The following is a 17,020-nucleotide window of genomic DNA, read 5'->3' on the forward strand; positions in this document are numbered from 1 at the left end:
TGTTAAGCTGATATATTGTTTTGATTTAGATCATGGATTAATACCCCGTGTTTTGTGAAATTCCATTGGTTAGCACTTCACGCTGTGGAATAGGAAACAATAACTTAAAGGGCTGCACATTATAGGAAGCCGAGCTTAAGCGCGAAAGACGTTTTTTCTCTGCCGCTCCGTGAGCATTTAAGACTTCCTCTGCCTTTCCCATACGTAACAACTGGTACCATCTATGGCTCTCAAAAGCAACCTCGACACGCTGTTCCTTTGCAATAGCATCCCGTAAACCTTCCTTGGTCAAACCTGATAAAGGTTCCAATCCTGCTCGTTTACGTACCAAGTTTAAGTTTAGATAAGGATTTCCGACTCCAGACTCATTTTGCGCCTCTGCCAACATCAATAAGACATACCCATATCGGTATACTGGCCAGTTCTCATTGGACCGTCCATCTTCAATATAAGGTGCATGATAAAATTTCTTGATGAAGGGCATTTTTCCACCAAAAGCGATTGCCTCTTGATAGGACGCATTTGAAGGATCATCGAACAAGGCTATTGATTTATCCTTCCGCAAATCCCCCGCTTCATATAGGTTATATATACTTGGCGTTGGAATATTAGATCCACCAAGATTTCCAGAATACCCCACTAACTTCAACTTGCCATTTCGGGGTCCGAACATATAAATAAAATTACTGTTCTCACCTTCAACAGATTGATCATATTGCACTTCGAATATTGACTCCTCATTGTTTTTATTATTTGGGCTGAAACAATTCGCATAATCAGGCAATAAAGCATAGCCCAGTTGTGTAACCTCCTGAAAAGTAGAAGCTGCTTCAGCAAATTGCTTTCTTGTTAAGTATACCTCACCCAATAGCGTTAAAGCAGCGCCCTTAGTAATACGTCCGGCATTATTCTTATCATAACTATTTGGTAGATTAGTAATTGCATCCTTAGCATGTTGCACAATCACCGCATACACTTCTTCGACCGATGCCTTACCTTTGATAAAAGCATCCGTTGGATTCGCAACTTCCTTCGTGTGTAATGGAATTTCTCCGAATAAGCGTACCAAATGAAAGTAGGTGAAAGCCTGTAAAAACTTCACTTCACCTACATATCGCTTTTTCAAACCTTCGTCGGCAAAAGAAACCTGATCAATTCGGCTAAGGATAACATTAGACTCTTGTATAACACTGTATAATGTTGCCCATACAGTATTGATATAATTATTTGAAGAGGTTATCAAAAATTCATCTATCTCTTCCCTTTGTTGCGCCCCTCTATCGGTTTCATCATATTGATAGTTGGTATTATCAGCAACCATTTCAGTCATCGCCCAAAAATCACTGGTATACAAACCTTGTAAGCGACCATAGACCCCGTTCACAGCGCGAAGGACTTGTCCTTCATTTTCATAATAATTATCACCGCTGGAAAATGTATATGGTTTAACATCTAATAGGTGATTACATGAGGAAAGGATAAGTAGTCCCAAACTCAATAAAATATATTTTATGTTCATAATAGTAGACTTAAAAATTGAAATTTAATCCGAGTGTATAGATTCTTGGAACTGGATAAGCAGAGTAGTCAAGTCCTTGCACCAATGGACTAATATCACCTCTATTAATGTTGGTCCCTTCTGGATTACCATCATACCCCGTAATCAAGAAAGGATTTTGAATATTTCCATAGACTCGAATGTCCTTGATCACTCCCTTTATACTTTTAGGAAATGTATAACCGAAATTGATATTACGGATCCATACATAATCCGTTTTCTCTATAAACAAGGAATGCGTATCGCGATACATAACACGACCCCTGCCTGTACCATTTGTCGTCGGAACTAATCCACTACCAGGATTTGCTTCAGACCTCCAACGATCTGCGACCTCCTTACGTACATTAAAAACCCCATCAATATTATCCGTGTAAAAACGCGTGGCATGCAACATCTCTTGTCCCATTGATCCGACCATCAGCACACGCAGGTCGAAATTTTTATAAGAAAATGTATTGGTCATACCCCACGTAAAATCAGGATACGGATTGCCTATGACGTCAAAATCATCGTTCGGTGTAATCTCTCCATCACCATTCACATCCCGCATCCGAAGATTGCCTGGAATAGCCCCTGGAAATGAAGCATATTTCTCTAGGTCAGCTTGATTTTGATAAATTCCATCAACCACATAGCCGATGATCATACCAACAGGCTGTCCGATTCGGGTAACATTAGTAAAGTTTCCTTCCGAACTTGCCCCAGAGAAAATCGGGTCAGTGCTTCTTCCTAAAGCAATCACTTTATTCCTATTGAAGGAAATGTTGAAATCGGTATTCCATTTAAAGTTATCATTGGTAATATTGATGGAACTCACGGAAAATTCAAAACCGGTATTTTCAACATCCCCTCGGTTTTCTGTTACAGAAGAAAAACCAGAGGACTGGGGAATCGGCGTATTTAACAATAAGTCTAAGGTATTACGCTTGTAATAGTTTGCTGCAATTATCAGACGGTTATTTAAAGTCGCAAAATCTAAACCTATATTTAACTCTTTCATCTTTTCCCAACCTAAGAAACTATTACCTAAACTGTTCATAATACGACCTGGTGCCAAACTACCACCAAAGACATAATTACCCGTTCCAATACTACTTAATGGCGCATAATTAGAAATATTGAAATTACCACTTCTACCGTATGATGCTCTAAGTTTCAATTCATCAACCCAAGTCGCATCTTTTAAGAATTTTTCTTCTGACAGCCGCCAGCCTAGTGCAACAGACGGAAACGACCCCCATCGATTATCTTTACCAAATCTCGAAGAACCATCCGAACGGAAAGATGCGGTCAGGATGTATCTATCTTTAAAAGTGTAATTTACACGGGCCAAGTAAGAGATTAATGCCCAATCTTCAATGCCCGTACCACCTGTGATCCTAGCCGCTGCATTTAAGGTTTGAATATCGTCATCCGGGAATTGCGACCCATTGAACCCTGCTGACTTATCTTTTTGGGACTGAATGGAGTAACCCGCCAGCGCACTTATTGCATGACCATTATCCGAACTGTAATCATAGGTTAATGTATTCTCATTTGCCCAATTGATATATTGACCACGTGTATAATTTCCACTGGGAATCGACGGTCCTGGAGCATTTTGATTTGCTAGAGTTGAAGGTCGAAAGTATTCACCACTTTCATCCTGATAATCAACGTTAAAAGTTGTCTTAAATTTTAGTTTAGGAAGAATGCTATACTCCGCATAGGCACTCATCAACATTTTCATTTTGCTGCTTTTATCAACACGTTCATTCAAGAACATAACTGGATTAGGATTCCCAAAAGTACCCGGTGAAACGATATATGGATTGTAAGTACCATCTGCATTATAAATGGTAGAAACGGGTGTGGAAATTTCGAAAAATTCATCCCTACCCTGCCCACTAACACCTCCTTTGAGATAAGATAATGTAGGTGCAATATTCATCCCCAATTTTAATTTATTAGAGATATTGGCATCTACATTACCCCGGACGGAAAACCTTTCAAAACCAGTGTTTAACATCACCCCCGATTGATTCAGGTAACCTGCCGAAACAAAAGAGCGTATCTGTTCATTTCCACCACTAAAACTCACATTAAAATCAGACATTGGTGCAATTCGGGTAACTGCATCATACCAATCTACACCAGCTCCTAAAGTCTCAGGATTACGATATTCTTCCGGAATATCATTTAATGTAGGTTCTCTACCTTCCTCATATCGGATTTTATCTTCTATAGCCTCTTTACGAAACTGAGCAAATTCCATAGCATTCATCATATTGGGACGACCTTTTTTTGGTACTTCCTGAATACCTGAACTCGCCGCAACATTGATCTTCAATTTTCCAACTGTACCCTTTTTCGTATTGATCAAGATAACACCATTAGAACCTCTCGATCCATAAATTGCTGTTGCAGATGCATCTTTTAATACAGTCATAGATTCGATATCACTGGGGTTTATTGCCGTCAAAGGATTTGAGCGTTCGCTTGAAGAAGACGGAACCGGAAATCCATCAATAACATATAATGGCGATCCTCCTGCTCCGATAGCACCAATTCCACGTATACGAATCCTAGGACCACCTCCTGGTGTTCCATTGGAGGTACTTACCTGCACACCTGAAATTTGGCCAGTTAAGGCTTGATCAGGACTAGCAATAGCTTGCCCCCGAACATTACTCATCGATACCGATGCGATAGATCCAGTAACATCCTTTTTCTGTTGACTACCATATCCCACCACCACAACTTCATCTATATCTTGTGACATACTGATCAGTGTAATGTGCTGCTCACCTGCTTTTGTAATCACAATTTCTTGGCTAGAATAACCTATATTCCGAAAAGACAAACTTTGGCCTTTCTTTAAAGTTATGACATAGCGCCCGTCCTCAGCAGTAGATGTGGCAACATCTGTACCTTTGACCTGTATAGTAACACCCGGGATAGGAAGTCCCTTTGCATCACGTACGATACCGCTAACAGTGATTTGCTCTTGGATATTGCTACGGGTAATTCTAGCTGAATTATTATTAAAAAGCATTCCATGATTTTCCTCCAAATCAAAGACAGGAGCCGAATACCCCACCACTGAAGCTTGAATCTGAGATAGTTGAATATAAAATATTCCAGACAATAATAATGATGCTTTCAAAAGACTAGAACGTCCTAGTAGCGGATTTGAAAATTTTTCAGTCTGCGTTCTACATAAATTTTGGACTGTAAAATTCTTAGTTATTTTTTTGTTAAATTGATCATATTGCATAACTTTGCAAGGTTTGATGGTTTTAAAATTAAGAGTTTAGACGCTCTCTATTAATTTAAAATAAGGCCTTAAATGCATACCGATGGTGCTAGAACACTATCGGTTTTTTATTCAAGCTCGTTCTTAGTACGATTCTTCTCCCATACCTAAACCTCCTTTTTTATTAAAGTTTTTCATTCTATATTCTATTAAAGATATTAGGACCCAGGATAAAAGGCACCTATAAGTTGTTTATAATCAAAAGTATAAGGGTTGCTTTTTTTAGCTACCTCAAATATAAAAATCCGATATAGCTTAAGCATCCTGCACTATCCTGACTGCTAATAAAAAAGTAAAAGCAATTTGTTAAAAAGGGCTAATCAACGAAAGTAGAAGCATGTTTTTATAGAGAATCACCCATTTTCATTTCACAACAGGTAGATTGATGACATACTAAATATGGTTCTTTTAATGTCACAAATAGCCACATAAGATTTCTGTAGGGCTACATTAATCTTTTTGATGGATTCCATATTGTTACTTTAAGCTTATGTGGAGAAAAGATGGATAATCTATCGAATAGTTACTTGAGCAGTCTTTGACCCTTGTGAAGGTGCAACATAGGTAATATCCTCAAAAACCAGGTTTTTAACAAAGAGAACTACTTGCCACTTATCTCCTGCAAGTCTTTCGAAACTATAGAAGCTATCAATAATAAGTTCACTATCTAGAGGATTATCTACTATATATTTCAACATTTTATTCGCGTCATCTAGCTTAAATACATTGGGAGATCCCAATAGTTTTTTTTCGCGCGATCTACCATTTGATTCCATACTATTACTTGTTAAAACTTCCTGTTTCAGGGAGTCACCTTTGTTTGCTCCTCCGGGATTTTGACAAGCCATAAATCCCAAGGTAACGACATACATCAAATATTGCACGTTAATCATAACAGTCCAGTTTTATTTTTAAAATCAATTTCTTGATATACTAAAAGTATTTAAAATAGCAGACGCTTTGGTATAGTAACTTGTCGAACCAATTGCTGCTATATAACCGGTCCAACACTATCAACTTCTGTACTTATTTTTGTTACACAAAAGTAGGTTCCTCTCTTTAATTTTTAGGTGCAGCAAACGAAGATCAGATGATTACCAAATTATACTTTTTAACATTACTTCTTCAGTGTTTGTTCAGTGCTTGCTCAGTGATTACTCAGTGTAGACTGTATCAATATTGACTGATTACTGTCTAAAAATTGATTAAAAATTGCTATTAGCTAAAATTTGGTATTAGGATGTTCCCGTTTTAATGTTTATCTTGATTATCTATAAACTAATCAGGTAATTATGGCAATCATCAAAAATGGCGTTAAGGGGACTGTTTCCTGGAAAGCAGGTTCTGTGGTGTTTGTCTTAAAGAAAACAGGAAATTATTTGCGTTCTCTTCGTCGCGTTAAAAAATGAGCACCTACACCTGAGTAACTACTGAGTAGAGCACGCTTCAAAATTGTTAGGTCGCATATTAGTATGTTAAATCCCATTATCAATATTGGTTATAAGGCATACAGCTATCCTAAGCGGGTATATGATGTGGCGATGTCTTATAATTTGAACGAAACACTTAATACTTTTACTTGGTATAGAAATTTAGTAATAACCCGTTGTGCATTTTAAATAATACTGATTTTTAAATTATTGATATTTCTGATGAATATATTTTTGCCTATGTATTAAATGATGTTATAGCTATAATCTTGGTCAAGATTCTGGTTTTGAATCCATCGAAAGATTTAGCATAATTAAGCCTTATCATGAACTGATCACACATTTAATGAAGGTAAGCGTAATTGGATAGCAATGTTATAACAATATGCTAACTTAGCTATATGAAAAAGATAACTTTAATACCTTGTTTATTTTTGTTTCTATTTTTGTTTTCTTGCCAAAATGAAGCTAAAAAAAACAGTGATGTTGCTATACAGTGGCATTTGTAAACCTACTATTCACTTGCTATTCACTTTATAAGTCCTCATCGCACTTTCAATTTGACTCTCTTCTGTTATGTCAGGATATAAAAATAACTCGGCACCTGAATGCTATTCACACCGGACACTATTTTCAGTCCTACTGCTATTGGTCCTTTGGGAAACATAACTATACTTGTTACGTCTACCTTTAGAAACGAAATGAATTTTTTTTTATTTCACAAGCGAAGGTTACTTATTGTTCAATTTCTGTAAACGTTCTTTTGCTGACGGGATGATATCATCTTTTTCTTCATAATTTTCAATTACACTTTCTAACGTACTCTTAGCCTGCAAAGCATTGCCTTTACGCGCATAGCTATCAGCAAGCAATAGGAAACTCTTGGCTTCCCAGTATGCATTTTCTTCCTCACTATTAATCACCTCAAAGGCAGTTTCAATGGCTTTGTCGTATTCCTTGTTATCATACTGCAGTTGCCCAACACGGTATCGCGCTTCTGCGCCAACCGCCTTTTGGCTCTTCAGAGCAGCCAGATTGAGTTCCTTCATGGCAGACACGATGTTCTTTTGTTGTAGTAATACCCTTCCACTGTATAAATGAGCTTTAGCAATTTCCTCCTGCGATGCGCCATCGTAATCCTTTATCAACTTCGCATACTTGGCCATCTGCTCCATGTCGCCGAGTTCAAAATAACAAATCATCAGGTTACTTATTGCGTAACCATAGTTCTTTTTATACTCTGAATTGAGTTCCAATTTTTTGAGGTGCACAATTGCCTCGTTGTATTCTTTTAGATCAAGATATAGCGCAGCCACTGTCAGCAAGGTGTTTTCCGTATACTTGCTTGTCCAGTCGTTTAGGATGATATTCAGATCGTGCAGTGCTTCCTTTGGATGCCCAGTGCGGTACGAACTCACCCCGCGGATGTAACGGGCATATTTTTCTTGTTTGGGTTTCGGAAATTTATCAAAATACGCATTGATGGCTTCCACCGAAGCTGCGTATTGCTGCTTGGCAAACAGAGATTGGGCTGCTTGAAAAGCCATATTATCTTGCTCCGCAGGGCTCAGGTTACTGACATTGGTGCCGATTGCGTAATGAATATAGCTCGTAGCGTCCCCTTGGTCTAGGTAGATGTTTTCAATAAAACGCATCGCTTGCTGTGCCTCATTGGTTTTGGAATATTTCTCCACAACACTTTTGAAAGTGGCTTTCGCCGCTTCGGAATCATCTTTATTATACTGCACGAGCCCTATGGTCATCAATGCGCGGGGCACATAGCTGCTGCGCGGGTACTTTTCGATCATCCGTTGCAAACCATCGATAGCGCGATCATAATCTCCCGTAGTGAAATAGGTATAGGGGATCTCAAAGGCGGCGTCATCTGCATAATTCGAAGCCGGAAATTGTTTCAAAACAGACTGCAGGATCTTTAGCTTGGTTTCATGGTCTCCCTGCAATCCAAAGATAACACCTCGTTGGAACAACGCATAGTCCTGATTGGAAGTTTTACTGTTGATAAGCTGATCATAATATTGGTTGGCACGGTCGTAATTGCGCATAGACAAATACGAATCGCCCAAACGTGCGATTACGTCATGACGTATATTTTCATCTAACGAACTTCCCTCGACAGCCAAAAAGCGCTCAAAATAATCGGCCGACATACTAAAACTGTTATTTCTGAACGCGGCATAAGCCAGCCCATAATTTGCATAATTATATACGTCGGTATTTTTTGCAACAGGCAACCGTAAGAACCGGGAGAAGTTTTCTACCGCCTCCCCATATTTGCGCACTTCATACATCGCTTCCGCTTTCCAATAAGTAGCCAGCGCGGCCATTTTTGCATCGATCGGGAATTTTTCAGATCTCATGAATGTCGATATGCTATTTTCGAAAGCGCGCTCGTTATAAAACTCCAATCCGCGATAGTAAGTTGCTTTTTGATAAGTAGCATCGACTTCCCGCCCTCTATCTTTCAACGACTCCAACAGACTTACTCCAGTATGGAAGTTACTCGTCCCCAACAGGATTTGAGCCGATAATATTTCCGCACTTTCCTGTGCTTGAGCGCCTAGTTCACGACCCCCATATTCTTGAGCAATATATTTTTCCAGAACTTGCTGAGCGGCTTGGATGGAGTCCATTGCATACAAGATTTTGGCATAGTTAAATTGCGCATCTGCTTTCAATTGGGGGTCGAAATCTAGTCTCATCGCTTTGACAAATGCATTTCGTGCGCGTTGCTTATCGCCGGTTTCCAGTGCAATATGACCCAAAGTTATGATCGAACCCTGATAAAAGGCATCCGAAGCTTCCAGCGACTCCAAAATAGAGGCCGCTCTTGGATATTCACGTGCCTGGTAAGCCAGATAGCTGATACGGTAACTATCAATATTGCTGCGTGAAGCGTTTGGATGCTGTTTAAGCAATATCGTGTAATAAGCTTGTTTGAACGTCTTATTTGCAAAATAGGTAGCTGTGGCTATTTGACGTAGCTCCGTCTCAATGGCTTCCCGATTGATATGACTCATATCTGGGCTCCTGCGAACCTTTACGGCATCGGCCAGAACAGGTCGGTAGTCGCGTACGACATCAATGGAATCCATCGTTTGCACTTGCTCTGCATTTAGTTGCTTCTCTACTTCCTGCCCATAACCCGTAACCACCAGAGCGGAAAGCATCCCGGTAAACAGGTATTTGAAGCCAATTATTTTTTTCAATATCATTATTCGTCCGTATTTCTGAGTTTTTCCAAACGTTCCTTTGCCGAGGAGGCAATAGTGTAATCTTCCTTAGCTAACAAGCCAAAACTAAATAATTCCAACCATATTGAGTAAATCGTCATGGAAAAAATTGAATCCTAAAAGTCAATTTATAGATCATCACCATCTCGTTTCCGCGATTTCCAATTTCTTTGATTGCTATCGGCAACTGAATTGACACAATAATGGAGCCAAGAAGACAGATCGAGGGAAAGAGATCACTTTGTGACAAACAGCACAAAAACGAATGTTAATTGTTGAGCATATTTCAAAAATCAAAGATTAGTATAGAAAATGAGTAACCGAATTGGTCATTTTCTTAAGGTTTGAAGTATATTGATCGGGAGGCTAGAATACTTTAAGCCTGTTGGTCACAAGCTTATTCCAAAAGATGCTGCGATTCGAATCTACACGTAAACAAAAAAGCCCTAACTTTCGTTAGAGCTTTTATTTTCTTGGTCGGGGTGGCAGGATTCGAACCTACGACCTCCTCGTCCCAAACGAGGCGCGATACCGGGCTACGCTACACCCCGAAAAGGTATCCCCTTTTGTTTACTGTGATGCAAATATACAGCGTTTTTTCAATCTGTCAAGTATAATTTTAACATTATTAAATAAAAGCCTGATTTATTGATAAATAAAATATCAGCATTCAATTCGATAGCATTTAAATTCACATCCTAACCTCGATGTGTAAAACTTTTTAAAATATATCGTGAGCAAGGGTCTAAATATTAAAAGTGTTTTTCTATCTTTGCAACAAACTAAGGCAGCTCAATATTTTTTGAAAAAAGTATTTCTTAAAGTAAAAAAAAAGCTGTAATATTGCATTCCGATTTTTACAGGCTAATAATCGTATTTAATTACTCATAATCATGGATTTAGTAAAATTTGTAGAAGAACAAGCGGTAATCAGAAATGAAGTTCCCGCATTTAAAGCAGGAGACACCATAAGCGTTCATTATAAAATTCGCGAGGGAAATAAAGAGCGTATCCAAATTTACCAAGGTGTGGTTATCCAATTGAACAGCGAAGGTGTTAATTCAACTTTCACTGTACGCAAAATTTCAAATGGCATTGGTGTGGAACGTATCTTCCCTATAAATTCGCCAAACATTGAAAAAATTGTAGTAAACAGCTACGGTAAAGTACGTCGCGCTAAATTATTTTATTTACGTGGTCTTACTGGTAAAGCTGCTCGTATTAAGTCTAAAAGAATCTAATTACGACTACACAAGTATAAAAAAAGGCATTGAATTCAGTTTCGATGCCTTTTTTTATTGCCATAAATCCCCAATATAGCAACATTTTCTTTACAAGTCAAAAATTTCTTCCATGCTAAATCTTTTTAGTTTATCTTATGACCTGAAAAGTATTATATGAACAAGTCTATTTTTACCCTCGTATTCCTGTGCTGTTTCCTGAACAGCTATGCCCAAAATTCAATTCAAGATTTTTTAGCACTACAGTCCATTCCAAAAACATATCCGATACTTAAAATCAGTGAACCGTTAATAATTGACGGTAAGGACGATGAAATTAGCTGGACAAAAGCAAAGACAATTAATAATTTTGAAGATATTCAAGGTGCCGAGTACAAAAAACCTTTGTATAAAACCGAAGTAAAAATGCTTTGGGATTCCACCTACCTATATGTGTACGCAAAACTGTATGAACCTCATATTTGGGCAGATATCTACAAGCACGATGAAATTGTTTATCTAAACAATGACTTTGAAATATTTTTAAAACCCAATTTATATCAAGCAGAATATTACGAAATAGAGGTCAATCCATTACATACCATTTTCGATCTTATGTTACCAAAACCATATCGATTCGGAGGACAGGCCATTACACATTGGGATGTTAAAAATCTAAAATCCGCAGTACATATCAACGGCACCCTTAATAATCCCCAGGATATAGATGCATACTGGTCTGTTGAATTTGCAATTCCACATCAATCATTATATGCTTTCGGTAAATCATCAATGCCTAAAGCAAATGATTACTGGTTATGTAATTTTTCACGTGTACAATGGCAACATGAAATCACAAATAATCATTACAGTAGAAAAAAAGAAAATAATAAGCCTTTAGCTGAAGACAATTGGGTATGGTCACCGATCGGTTTAATTAATATGCATTATCCAGAAAGATGGGGATATATACAATTTGTAGAACAAGCGAAAAAGCAGGAACCAACGCTTCCAAATAGTTATGCCGTAACTAAACTAGCTTGGAATATTCATTATTTACAACAATTGTTTAAAAAGGAAAATCGTCGATATAGCGATCAATTAACGAAACTTTCATTATATAATCAATACCTATTACCCGCTTTGAAAGATTATCAGGTCACTTTGGAACTAAATAAAGACAAACAAAGTTATAGTATGAAGATCAGGGATAAACAGTCAAAAAAAATTCAAGTATCCTTAGATCATAGAGGTAACTTTGATCTTTACAACCAGTAACTCCACCATAGCTTATCTGAACGTTTGCATCAATCCAAAAAAAAATACTATTCATACAACATTTATTTGAGCTGATAGAGTAATCCGGCTCAAATAAATAATATTTTAATACTATAACAATAATTTGTAGAAACAAAATAACGCAGAAAAATAAACTAATATTGCTATTTTTACAGCAACAATGTATAAGAACATATCTTTTTTTCCAAATCTAAATGCGTTCCGTTTTTTTGCCGCACTCCTCGTTCTATTTCACCATGGAGAAGTGATTCGCACAAAAAATGATTTCATCACCTATGAACATTTTAGTTTTTTTCAAAATGGAACTACTGCTGTCAAATTTTTCTTTGTCTTAAGTGGTTTCCTCATCAGTTATTTGTTACTGAAAGAACAAGATCAGAAAAAGACAATATCCATTAAAAATTTCTACCTGAAAAGAGTCATTCGCATCTGGCCTTTATATTTTTTATTAGTCGCCATAGGCATAGTTATCTTCCCTTTTCTATTTCAGGTCTTACATATTAACTATTCATTCCCATATACCATAGGACAGGTCTGGCTGTTATTTGTTTTATTTTTACCCAGTATCGTCACCTTTACCTATGGCTCACATCTCCTAGAGCCCCTATGGTCTATCGGCGTTGAAGAATGGTTTTACATCATTTGGGCACCCCTATTTAAATGGATAGACAACAAATTTGCACTTATTATAGGTATATTTTTACTTAAAATCCTATTACTGATACTATGTTTTAACAACATCATTACAAACGTACTTGTTGTGCATCTTATCAAAACTTTTGCTTTCGAATCAATGGCAATCGGTGCACTGGGAGCTTATTTTCTATACCACACCAACATAAACTTACTGGCTTGGTACAAAAAATATGCAACGGTCAATTACCTTTTATTAGCCGTATTATTTTCAACCTTATTCTTCCGAAGTACATGTATAGCATTTATTGGATCAAATATTTTTGATCATTGGATCTTTTCATACATCATCCTAAATGCACTCTTTCTCAATCTCATTCTTTTTATCGGTATCAGATTAAATACAAAATCATTTTTCAACAATACTTTTTTAGACTACGGAGGCAAAATCTCCTATGGAATTTACATGTATCATATGATCGTGATCTTTGCCGTTATTCATTTAGCGAAAAAACATTTACTAACACTTGATCCCTACTTAAGTTCTCTGATTTTCTACAGTTTAGTTATAGCAGGTACATTTATAACAGCACATTTATCAAAAAAATACTTTGAAGATTTTTTCATGAAGTTTAGATCTAAATTGAATTAGCAAAGGTCAAACCCCGTGCAAGCGTCATGTCAAAAAATTAGCATTTTAAAATTAAAGACAAAAAAAAACGTCGTCTTCCACAAATATTCTTATCTTTGTATCCCGTACATAAAGCAGATATTTAGGCCATTTTAGGCCTTATATTTTGAAATCCATTATTGATATGACTAAATATATTTTTGTTACGGGCGGCGTTACTTCGTCGTTAGGGAAGGGTATTATTGCATCCTCTCTTGCTAAACTTCTCCAAGCACGTGGCTACAAGGTTACGATTCAAAAATTTGACCCTTACATTAACATTGATCCAGGAACATTAAATCCATATGAGCATGGTGAGTGTTACGTAACGGAAGATGGTGCTGAAACAGACCTTGATTTAGGCTATTACGAACGTTTCTTAAACGTACCTACTTCACAAGCTAATAACGTGACGACAGGTCGTATTTATCAATCTGTTATTCAAAAAGAACGCGCAGGTGAATATTTAGGAAAAACAGTTCAAGTTGTTCCTCATATCACAGATGAGATCAAAAACCGTATGCGTTTATTAGGTGAAACAGGAAAATATGATATTGTCATAACAGAATTAGGTGGTACAGTAGGTGATATCGAATCTTTACCTTTTATCGAAGCAGTTCGTCAGTTAAGATGGGAATTAGGCACTCATGATTCTGTAGTTATTCACTTAACATTAGTACCTTACTTAGCAGCAGCTGGTGAATTAAAAACAAAACCAACACAACATTCTGTTAAAACATTATTAGAATACGGTATCCAACCTGATATTTTAGTTTGTCGTACAGAACATAAATTGACGCAAGAAATTCGCAAAAAATTAGCATTATTTTGTAATGTCAATATTAATGCTGTTGTAGAATCGATTGATGCTCCTACTATTTATGACGTTCCTTTAAATATGCTGAAAGAACAATTAGACAAGACTGTCCTTGCTAAATTGAAACTTTCGAATAAGAATGAACCAGATTTAGATAGCTGGAAAGCATTTTTAGGAAAATTAAAAAATCCTACTAATGAAGTAAATATCGGATTAGTCGGTAAATATGTTGAATTACCAGATGCATATAAATCTATAGTCGAAAGTTTTATCCACGCCGGAGCGGCCAATGAATGTAAAGTAAAATTACAATATATTGCCGCGGAAAGTGTAAATGATCAAAATGTCCAAGACAAGTTGAGCGAAATGGATGGCGTACTTGTTGCTCCTGGTTTTGGTGAACGTGGATTAGACGGTAAGTTAGCCGCTATTAAATATATACGTGAAAACAATATTCCTTTCTTTGGAATTTGTTTAGGCATGCAATGTTCAGTAATTGAATTTGGCCGTAATGTATTGGGATTAAAAGATGCAAATAGTACGGAAATGAATCCAGATACACCACATCCAGTGATCAACTTAATGGAAGATCAAAAAAACATCACTAACATGGGCGGTACAATGCGATTAGGTGCGTACGATTGTGATATCAAAAAAGGTACAAAAGCATTCAATATATACGGAAAAACAAGAATCTCCGAACGTCACCGTCACCGTTATGAGTTCAATAATGCTTATTTAGAGCAATATGAAGCAGCTGGAATGATTACTTCAGGAATCAACCCAACTTCAGGATTAGTAGAAATTGTTGAGTTGAAAAACCATCCTTTTTTCGTAGCAGGACAATTTCATCCAGAATTAAAGTCAACTGTTGCAAATCCTCACCCACTTTTTGTTAGCTTTGTAGCCGCTGCTTTGTCGAATAAGAAAAATAAGATACAAAAGCAGGAAACAATTAAGTAAGTTTAATTTAAAAAAATGGATAGAAATACCCTTATTGGTTTACTTCTGATGTTCGGAATTATAGCCGGTTCATTTTACTTAATGAAACCGTCCGACGTAGAAATAAAAAAAGAACAAGTTCTACAAGATTCGTTAGCACGTGTTAAAAAAGGTCTAGCACCTTTAACAGACTCGACAAAAGCGAATACACAACTAGGAGCAACACAAGAGGCCAAGCCTCTTGACTCTGCAGCATTGAAACTTCCTTTTGGAGCTGCGAAATTTGGCACAGAAAAAATCATTACAGTAGAAAATGATAAAATCATTGCTAAAATAAGCTCTAAAGGCGGTCGTGTAAAATCTGTACAATTAAAAGGTGAAACAAATTTTAATGGTAAACCATTAGTATTGTTTGAAGGTGACCACAATAGATTTGGATTGAAATTTAATGTCGCCGGTGAAAACATCAATACCAACGATTTGTTCTTTACTTCTGAAGATGCTGATGTAAAGATAACAGGCGAAGATTCAAAATCGATTAAATTACAATTAGCTTATGGAGCTGATCAGTATATTGAATACGTATATACCATCAAAGGTAATGGTTTCAATTTAGGTCTTGATATCAACACAAAAGGTATTCAAAACAAGATCGATCAAAAAACGATTGCTTTAGATTGGGAAACGATTTTACTACAGAAAGAACAAAATATTGATTCTGAACGTCAAAAATCTACCATCTATTATAAAGAAGCAGGTAATGTAGACCATTTGTCAGAAGCAAAAGATGAAGAAAAAGAGTTAAAAGAAAAAGTAGAATGGATTGCATTCAAGCAACACTATTTCTCAAACATTCTTTCAAGCAAAACAGGATTTACAACAGCAGATGTAAATGTAAAAACAACAATCGAATCCGATGTTGTTAAACTTTATGCGGCTACAGCACGTCTTGATTATGCAACTCAAAAAGACAACAGTTATTCGTTAAACTTCTTTTTTGGCCCTAATCAATACAAAACGCTTAAAGCAGAAGGTCATGATTTTCATAAAATCATTAATATGGGATGGGGACCAATGCGTTGGATTAACCAATTTATTACAGTACCTGTATTTGATTTCTTAGACAATTTCCATTTGAGTTATGGTATAGTTATCCTTGTTCTGACATTATTGTTAAAACTGGTATTATCACCATTAACATACAAATCTTACCTATCAATGGCTAAAATGCGTGTTTTGAAACCGCAATTAGATGAAATCAAAGCTAAAGTAGGTGAAGACAATGCAGTACTGTTACAGCAAGAACAGATGAAATTGTATAAAACAGCTGGAGTAAACCCATTGGGAGGTTGTCTTCCATTGGTATTACAAATGCCATTTACAATTGCTTTCTTCTACTTCTTCCCGAATTTATTCGAGCTGAGAGGTGAAAGCTTCTTGTTTATGAAAGATATGTCAACATACGATACCTTATTCTCATTCGCACCGATTTTCGGAGTGAATCACGTATCATTGATGTGCGTATTAATGACTTTAACAACATTATTGACCACTTGGTACAACAATGCGACTTCAGGAGCTACAGGACAAATGAAATACATTGGTTACATTATGCCTTTAATTTTCTTTTTCGTCTTGAATAGTTTCCCTGCAGGATTAAACTATTATTACTTCTTAAGTGCAATCCTAACATTCTTAACACAGTTGATCATCCGTTCAATGGTTAATGATGATAAGATCTTAGCGAAATTAGAAGACAATAAAAAGAATCCAAAGGTGCAAAAGAAATCGTCATTCCAATCAAGAATGGAAGAAGCGATGCGTCAAGCACAACAAAATAAAAAATAACAGCAATTCTATAGTGCTGATTAAAAGAGGAAACCCGAATAGGTTTCCTCTTTT

At 36.7% G+C, this 17,020-nt stretch carries 9 protein-coding genes, 1 tRNA gene and 1 pseudogene; 5 read left to right on the forward strand and 6 right to left on the reverse strand.

What is annotated here, in order from left to right; all coding sequences use genetic code 11:
* Nucleotides 1–37 precede the first annotated feature (37 nt).
* The 6 genes and pseudogenes from EDF66_RS11980 to EDF66_RS12005 all read right to left on the reverse strand — a co-directional run bounded on the left by EDF66_RS11980 (nucleotide 38) and on the right by EDF66_RS12005 (nucleotide 10,088).
* Nucleotides 38–1,519, reverse strand: a complete 1,482-nt coding sequence (locus EDF66_RS11980; RefSeq protein WP_132842889.1) for a RagB/SusD family nutrient uptake outer membrane protein — start codon at nucleotides 1,517–1,519, stop codon at nucleotides 38–40.
* Between the two features lie 10 nt (nucleotides 1,520–1,529).
* On the reverse strand, nucleotides 1,530–4,817 hold the full coding sequence (locus EDF66_RS11985) for a SusC/RagA family TonB-linked outer membrane protein (RefSeq protein WP_132842891.1): 3,288 nt from the start codon (nucleotides 4,815–4,817) through the stop codon (nucleotides 1,530–1,532).
* Between the two features lie 551 nt (nucleotides 4,818–5,368).
* Nucleotides 5,369–5,749, reverse strand: coding sequence for a hypothetical protein (locus EDF66_RS11990; protein ID WP_132842893.1), 381 nt, complete (start codon nucleotides 5,747–5,749; stop codon nucleotides 5,369–5,371).
* Between the two features lie 722 nt (nucleotides 5,750–6,471).
* Nucleotides 6,472–6,629: pseudogene (locus EDF66_RS26615) on the reverse strand (IS982 family transposase); the annotation flags it as partial.
* Between the two features lie 388 nt (nucleotides 6,630–7,017).
* Nucleotides 7,018–9,519: a tetratricopeptide repeat protein gene (locus EDF66_RS12000; RefSeq protein WP_132842895.1), complete on the reverse strand. Its 2,502-nt coding sequence runs from the start codon at nucleotides 9,517–9,519 to the stop codon at nucleotides 7,018–7,020.
* 492 nt (nucleotides 9,520–10,011) lie between these two features.
* Nucleotides 10,012–10,088, reverse strand: a tRNA-Pro gene (locus EDF66_RS12005).
* Between the two features lie 342 nt (nucleotides 10,089–10,430).
* Between EDF66_RS12005 and rplS the strand changes: the two genes are divergently transcribed.
* The 5 genes from rplS (at nucleotide 10,431) to yidC (ending at nucleotide 16,966) form a co-directional block, all read left to right on the forward strand.
* On the forward strand, nucleotides 10,431–10,778 hold the full coding sequence (gene rplS / locus EDF66_RS12010; RefSeq protein WP_021189535.1) for a 50S ribosomal protein L19: 348 nt from the start codon (nucleotides 10,431–10,433) through the stop codon (nucleotides 10,776–10,778).
* A gap of 156 nt (nucleotides 10,779–10,934) precedes the next feature.
* A complete protein-coding gene (locus tag EDF66_RS12015) occupies nucleotides 10,935–12,035 on the forward strand; it encodes a carbohydrate-binding family 9-like protein (protein WP_132842896.1) in 1,101 nt (366 codons plus the stop codon).
* 181 nt (nucleotides 12,036–12,216) lie between these two features.
* Nucleotides 12,217–13,341 (forward strand): acyltransferase family protein, encoded by a 1,125-nt coding sequence (locus tag EDF66_RS12020; protein WP_132842898.1) that lies wholly within the window; start codon nucleotides 12,217–12,219, stop codon nucleotides 13,339–13,341.
* 163 nt (nucleotides 13,342–13,504) lie between these two features.
* Nucleotides 13,505–15,139, forward strand: coding sequence for a CTP synthase (locus EDF66_RS12025; protein ID WP_132770917.1), 1,635 nt, complete (start codon nucleotides 13,505–13,507; stop codon nucleotides 15,137–15,139).
* Nucleotides 15,140–15,154: 15 nt separating this feature from the next.
* Nucleotides 15,155–16,966, forward strand: coding sequence for a membrane protein insertase YidC (gene yidC / locus EDF66_RS12030; protein WP_021189531.1), 1,812 nt, complete (start codon nucleotides 15,155–15,157; stop codon nucleotides 16,964–16,966).
* Nucleotides 16,967–17,020 lie beyond the last annotated feature (54 nt).

This window comes from Sphingobacterium sp. JUb20, assembly GCF_004342035.1.
In the GTDB taxonomy this organism is placed as follows: domain Bacteria; phylum Bacteroidota; class Bacteroidia; order Sphingobacteriales; family Sphingobacteriaceae; genus Sphingobacterium; species Sphingobacterium anhuiense.

Bases quoted from the DNA above. Each gene is read 5' to 3' on its own strand.
- EDF66_RS11990 (WP_132842893.1), bottom strand. From the start codon at position 5,749: ATGATTAACGTGCAATATTTGATGTATGTCGTTACCTTGGGATTTATG.
- EDF66_RS12015 (WP_132842896.1), top strand. From the start codon at position 10,935: ATGAACAAGTCTATTTTTACCCTCGTATTCCTGTGCTGTTTCCTGAAC.
- EDF66_RS11985 (WP_132842891.1), bottom strand. From the start codon at position 4,817: ATGCAATATGATCAATTTAACAAAAAAATAACTAAGAATTTTACAGTC.
- yidC (WP_021189531.1), top strand. From the start codon at position 15,155: ATGGATAGAAATACCCTTATTGGTTTACTTCTGATGTTCGGAATTATA.
- rplS (WP_021189535.1), top strand. From the start codon at position 10,431: ATGGATTTAGTAAAATTTGTAGAAGAACAAGCGGTAATCAGAAATGAA.
- EDF66_RS12000 (WP_132842895.1), bottom strand. From the start codon at position 9,519: ATGATATTGAAAAAAATAATTGGCTTCAAATACCTGTTTACCGGGATG.
- EDF66_RS12025 (WP_132770917.1), top strand. From the start codon at position 13,505: ATGACTAAATATATTTTTGTTACGGGCGGCGTTACTTCGTCGTTAGGG.
- EDF66_RS11980 (WP_132842889.1), bottom strand. From the start codon at position 1,519: ATGAACATAAAATATATTTTATTGAGTTTGGGACTACTTATCCTTTCC.
- EDF66_RS12020 (WP_132842898.1), top strand. From the start codon at position 12,217: ATGTATAAGAACATATCTTTTTTTCCAAATCTAAATGCGTTCCGTTTT.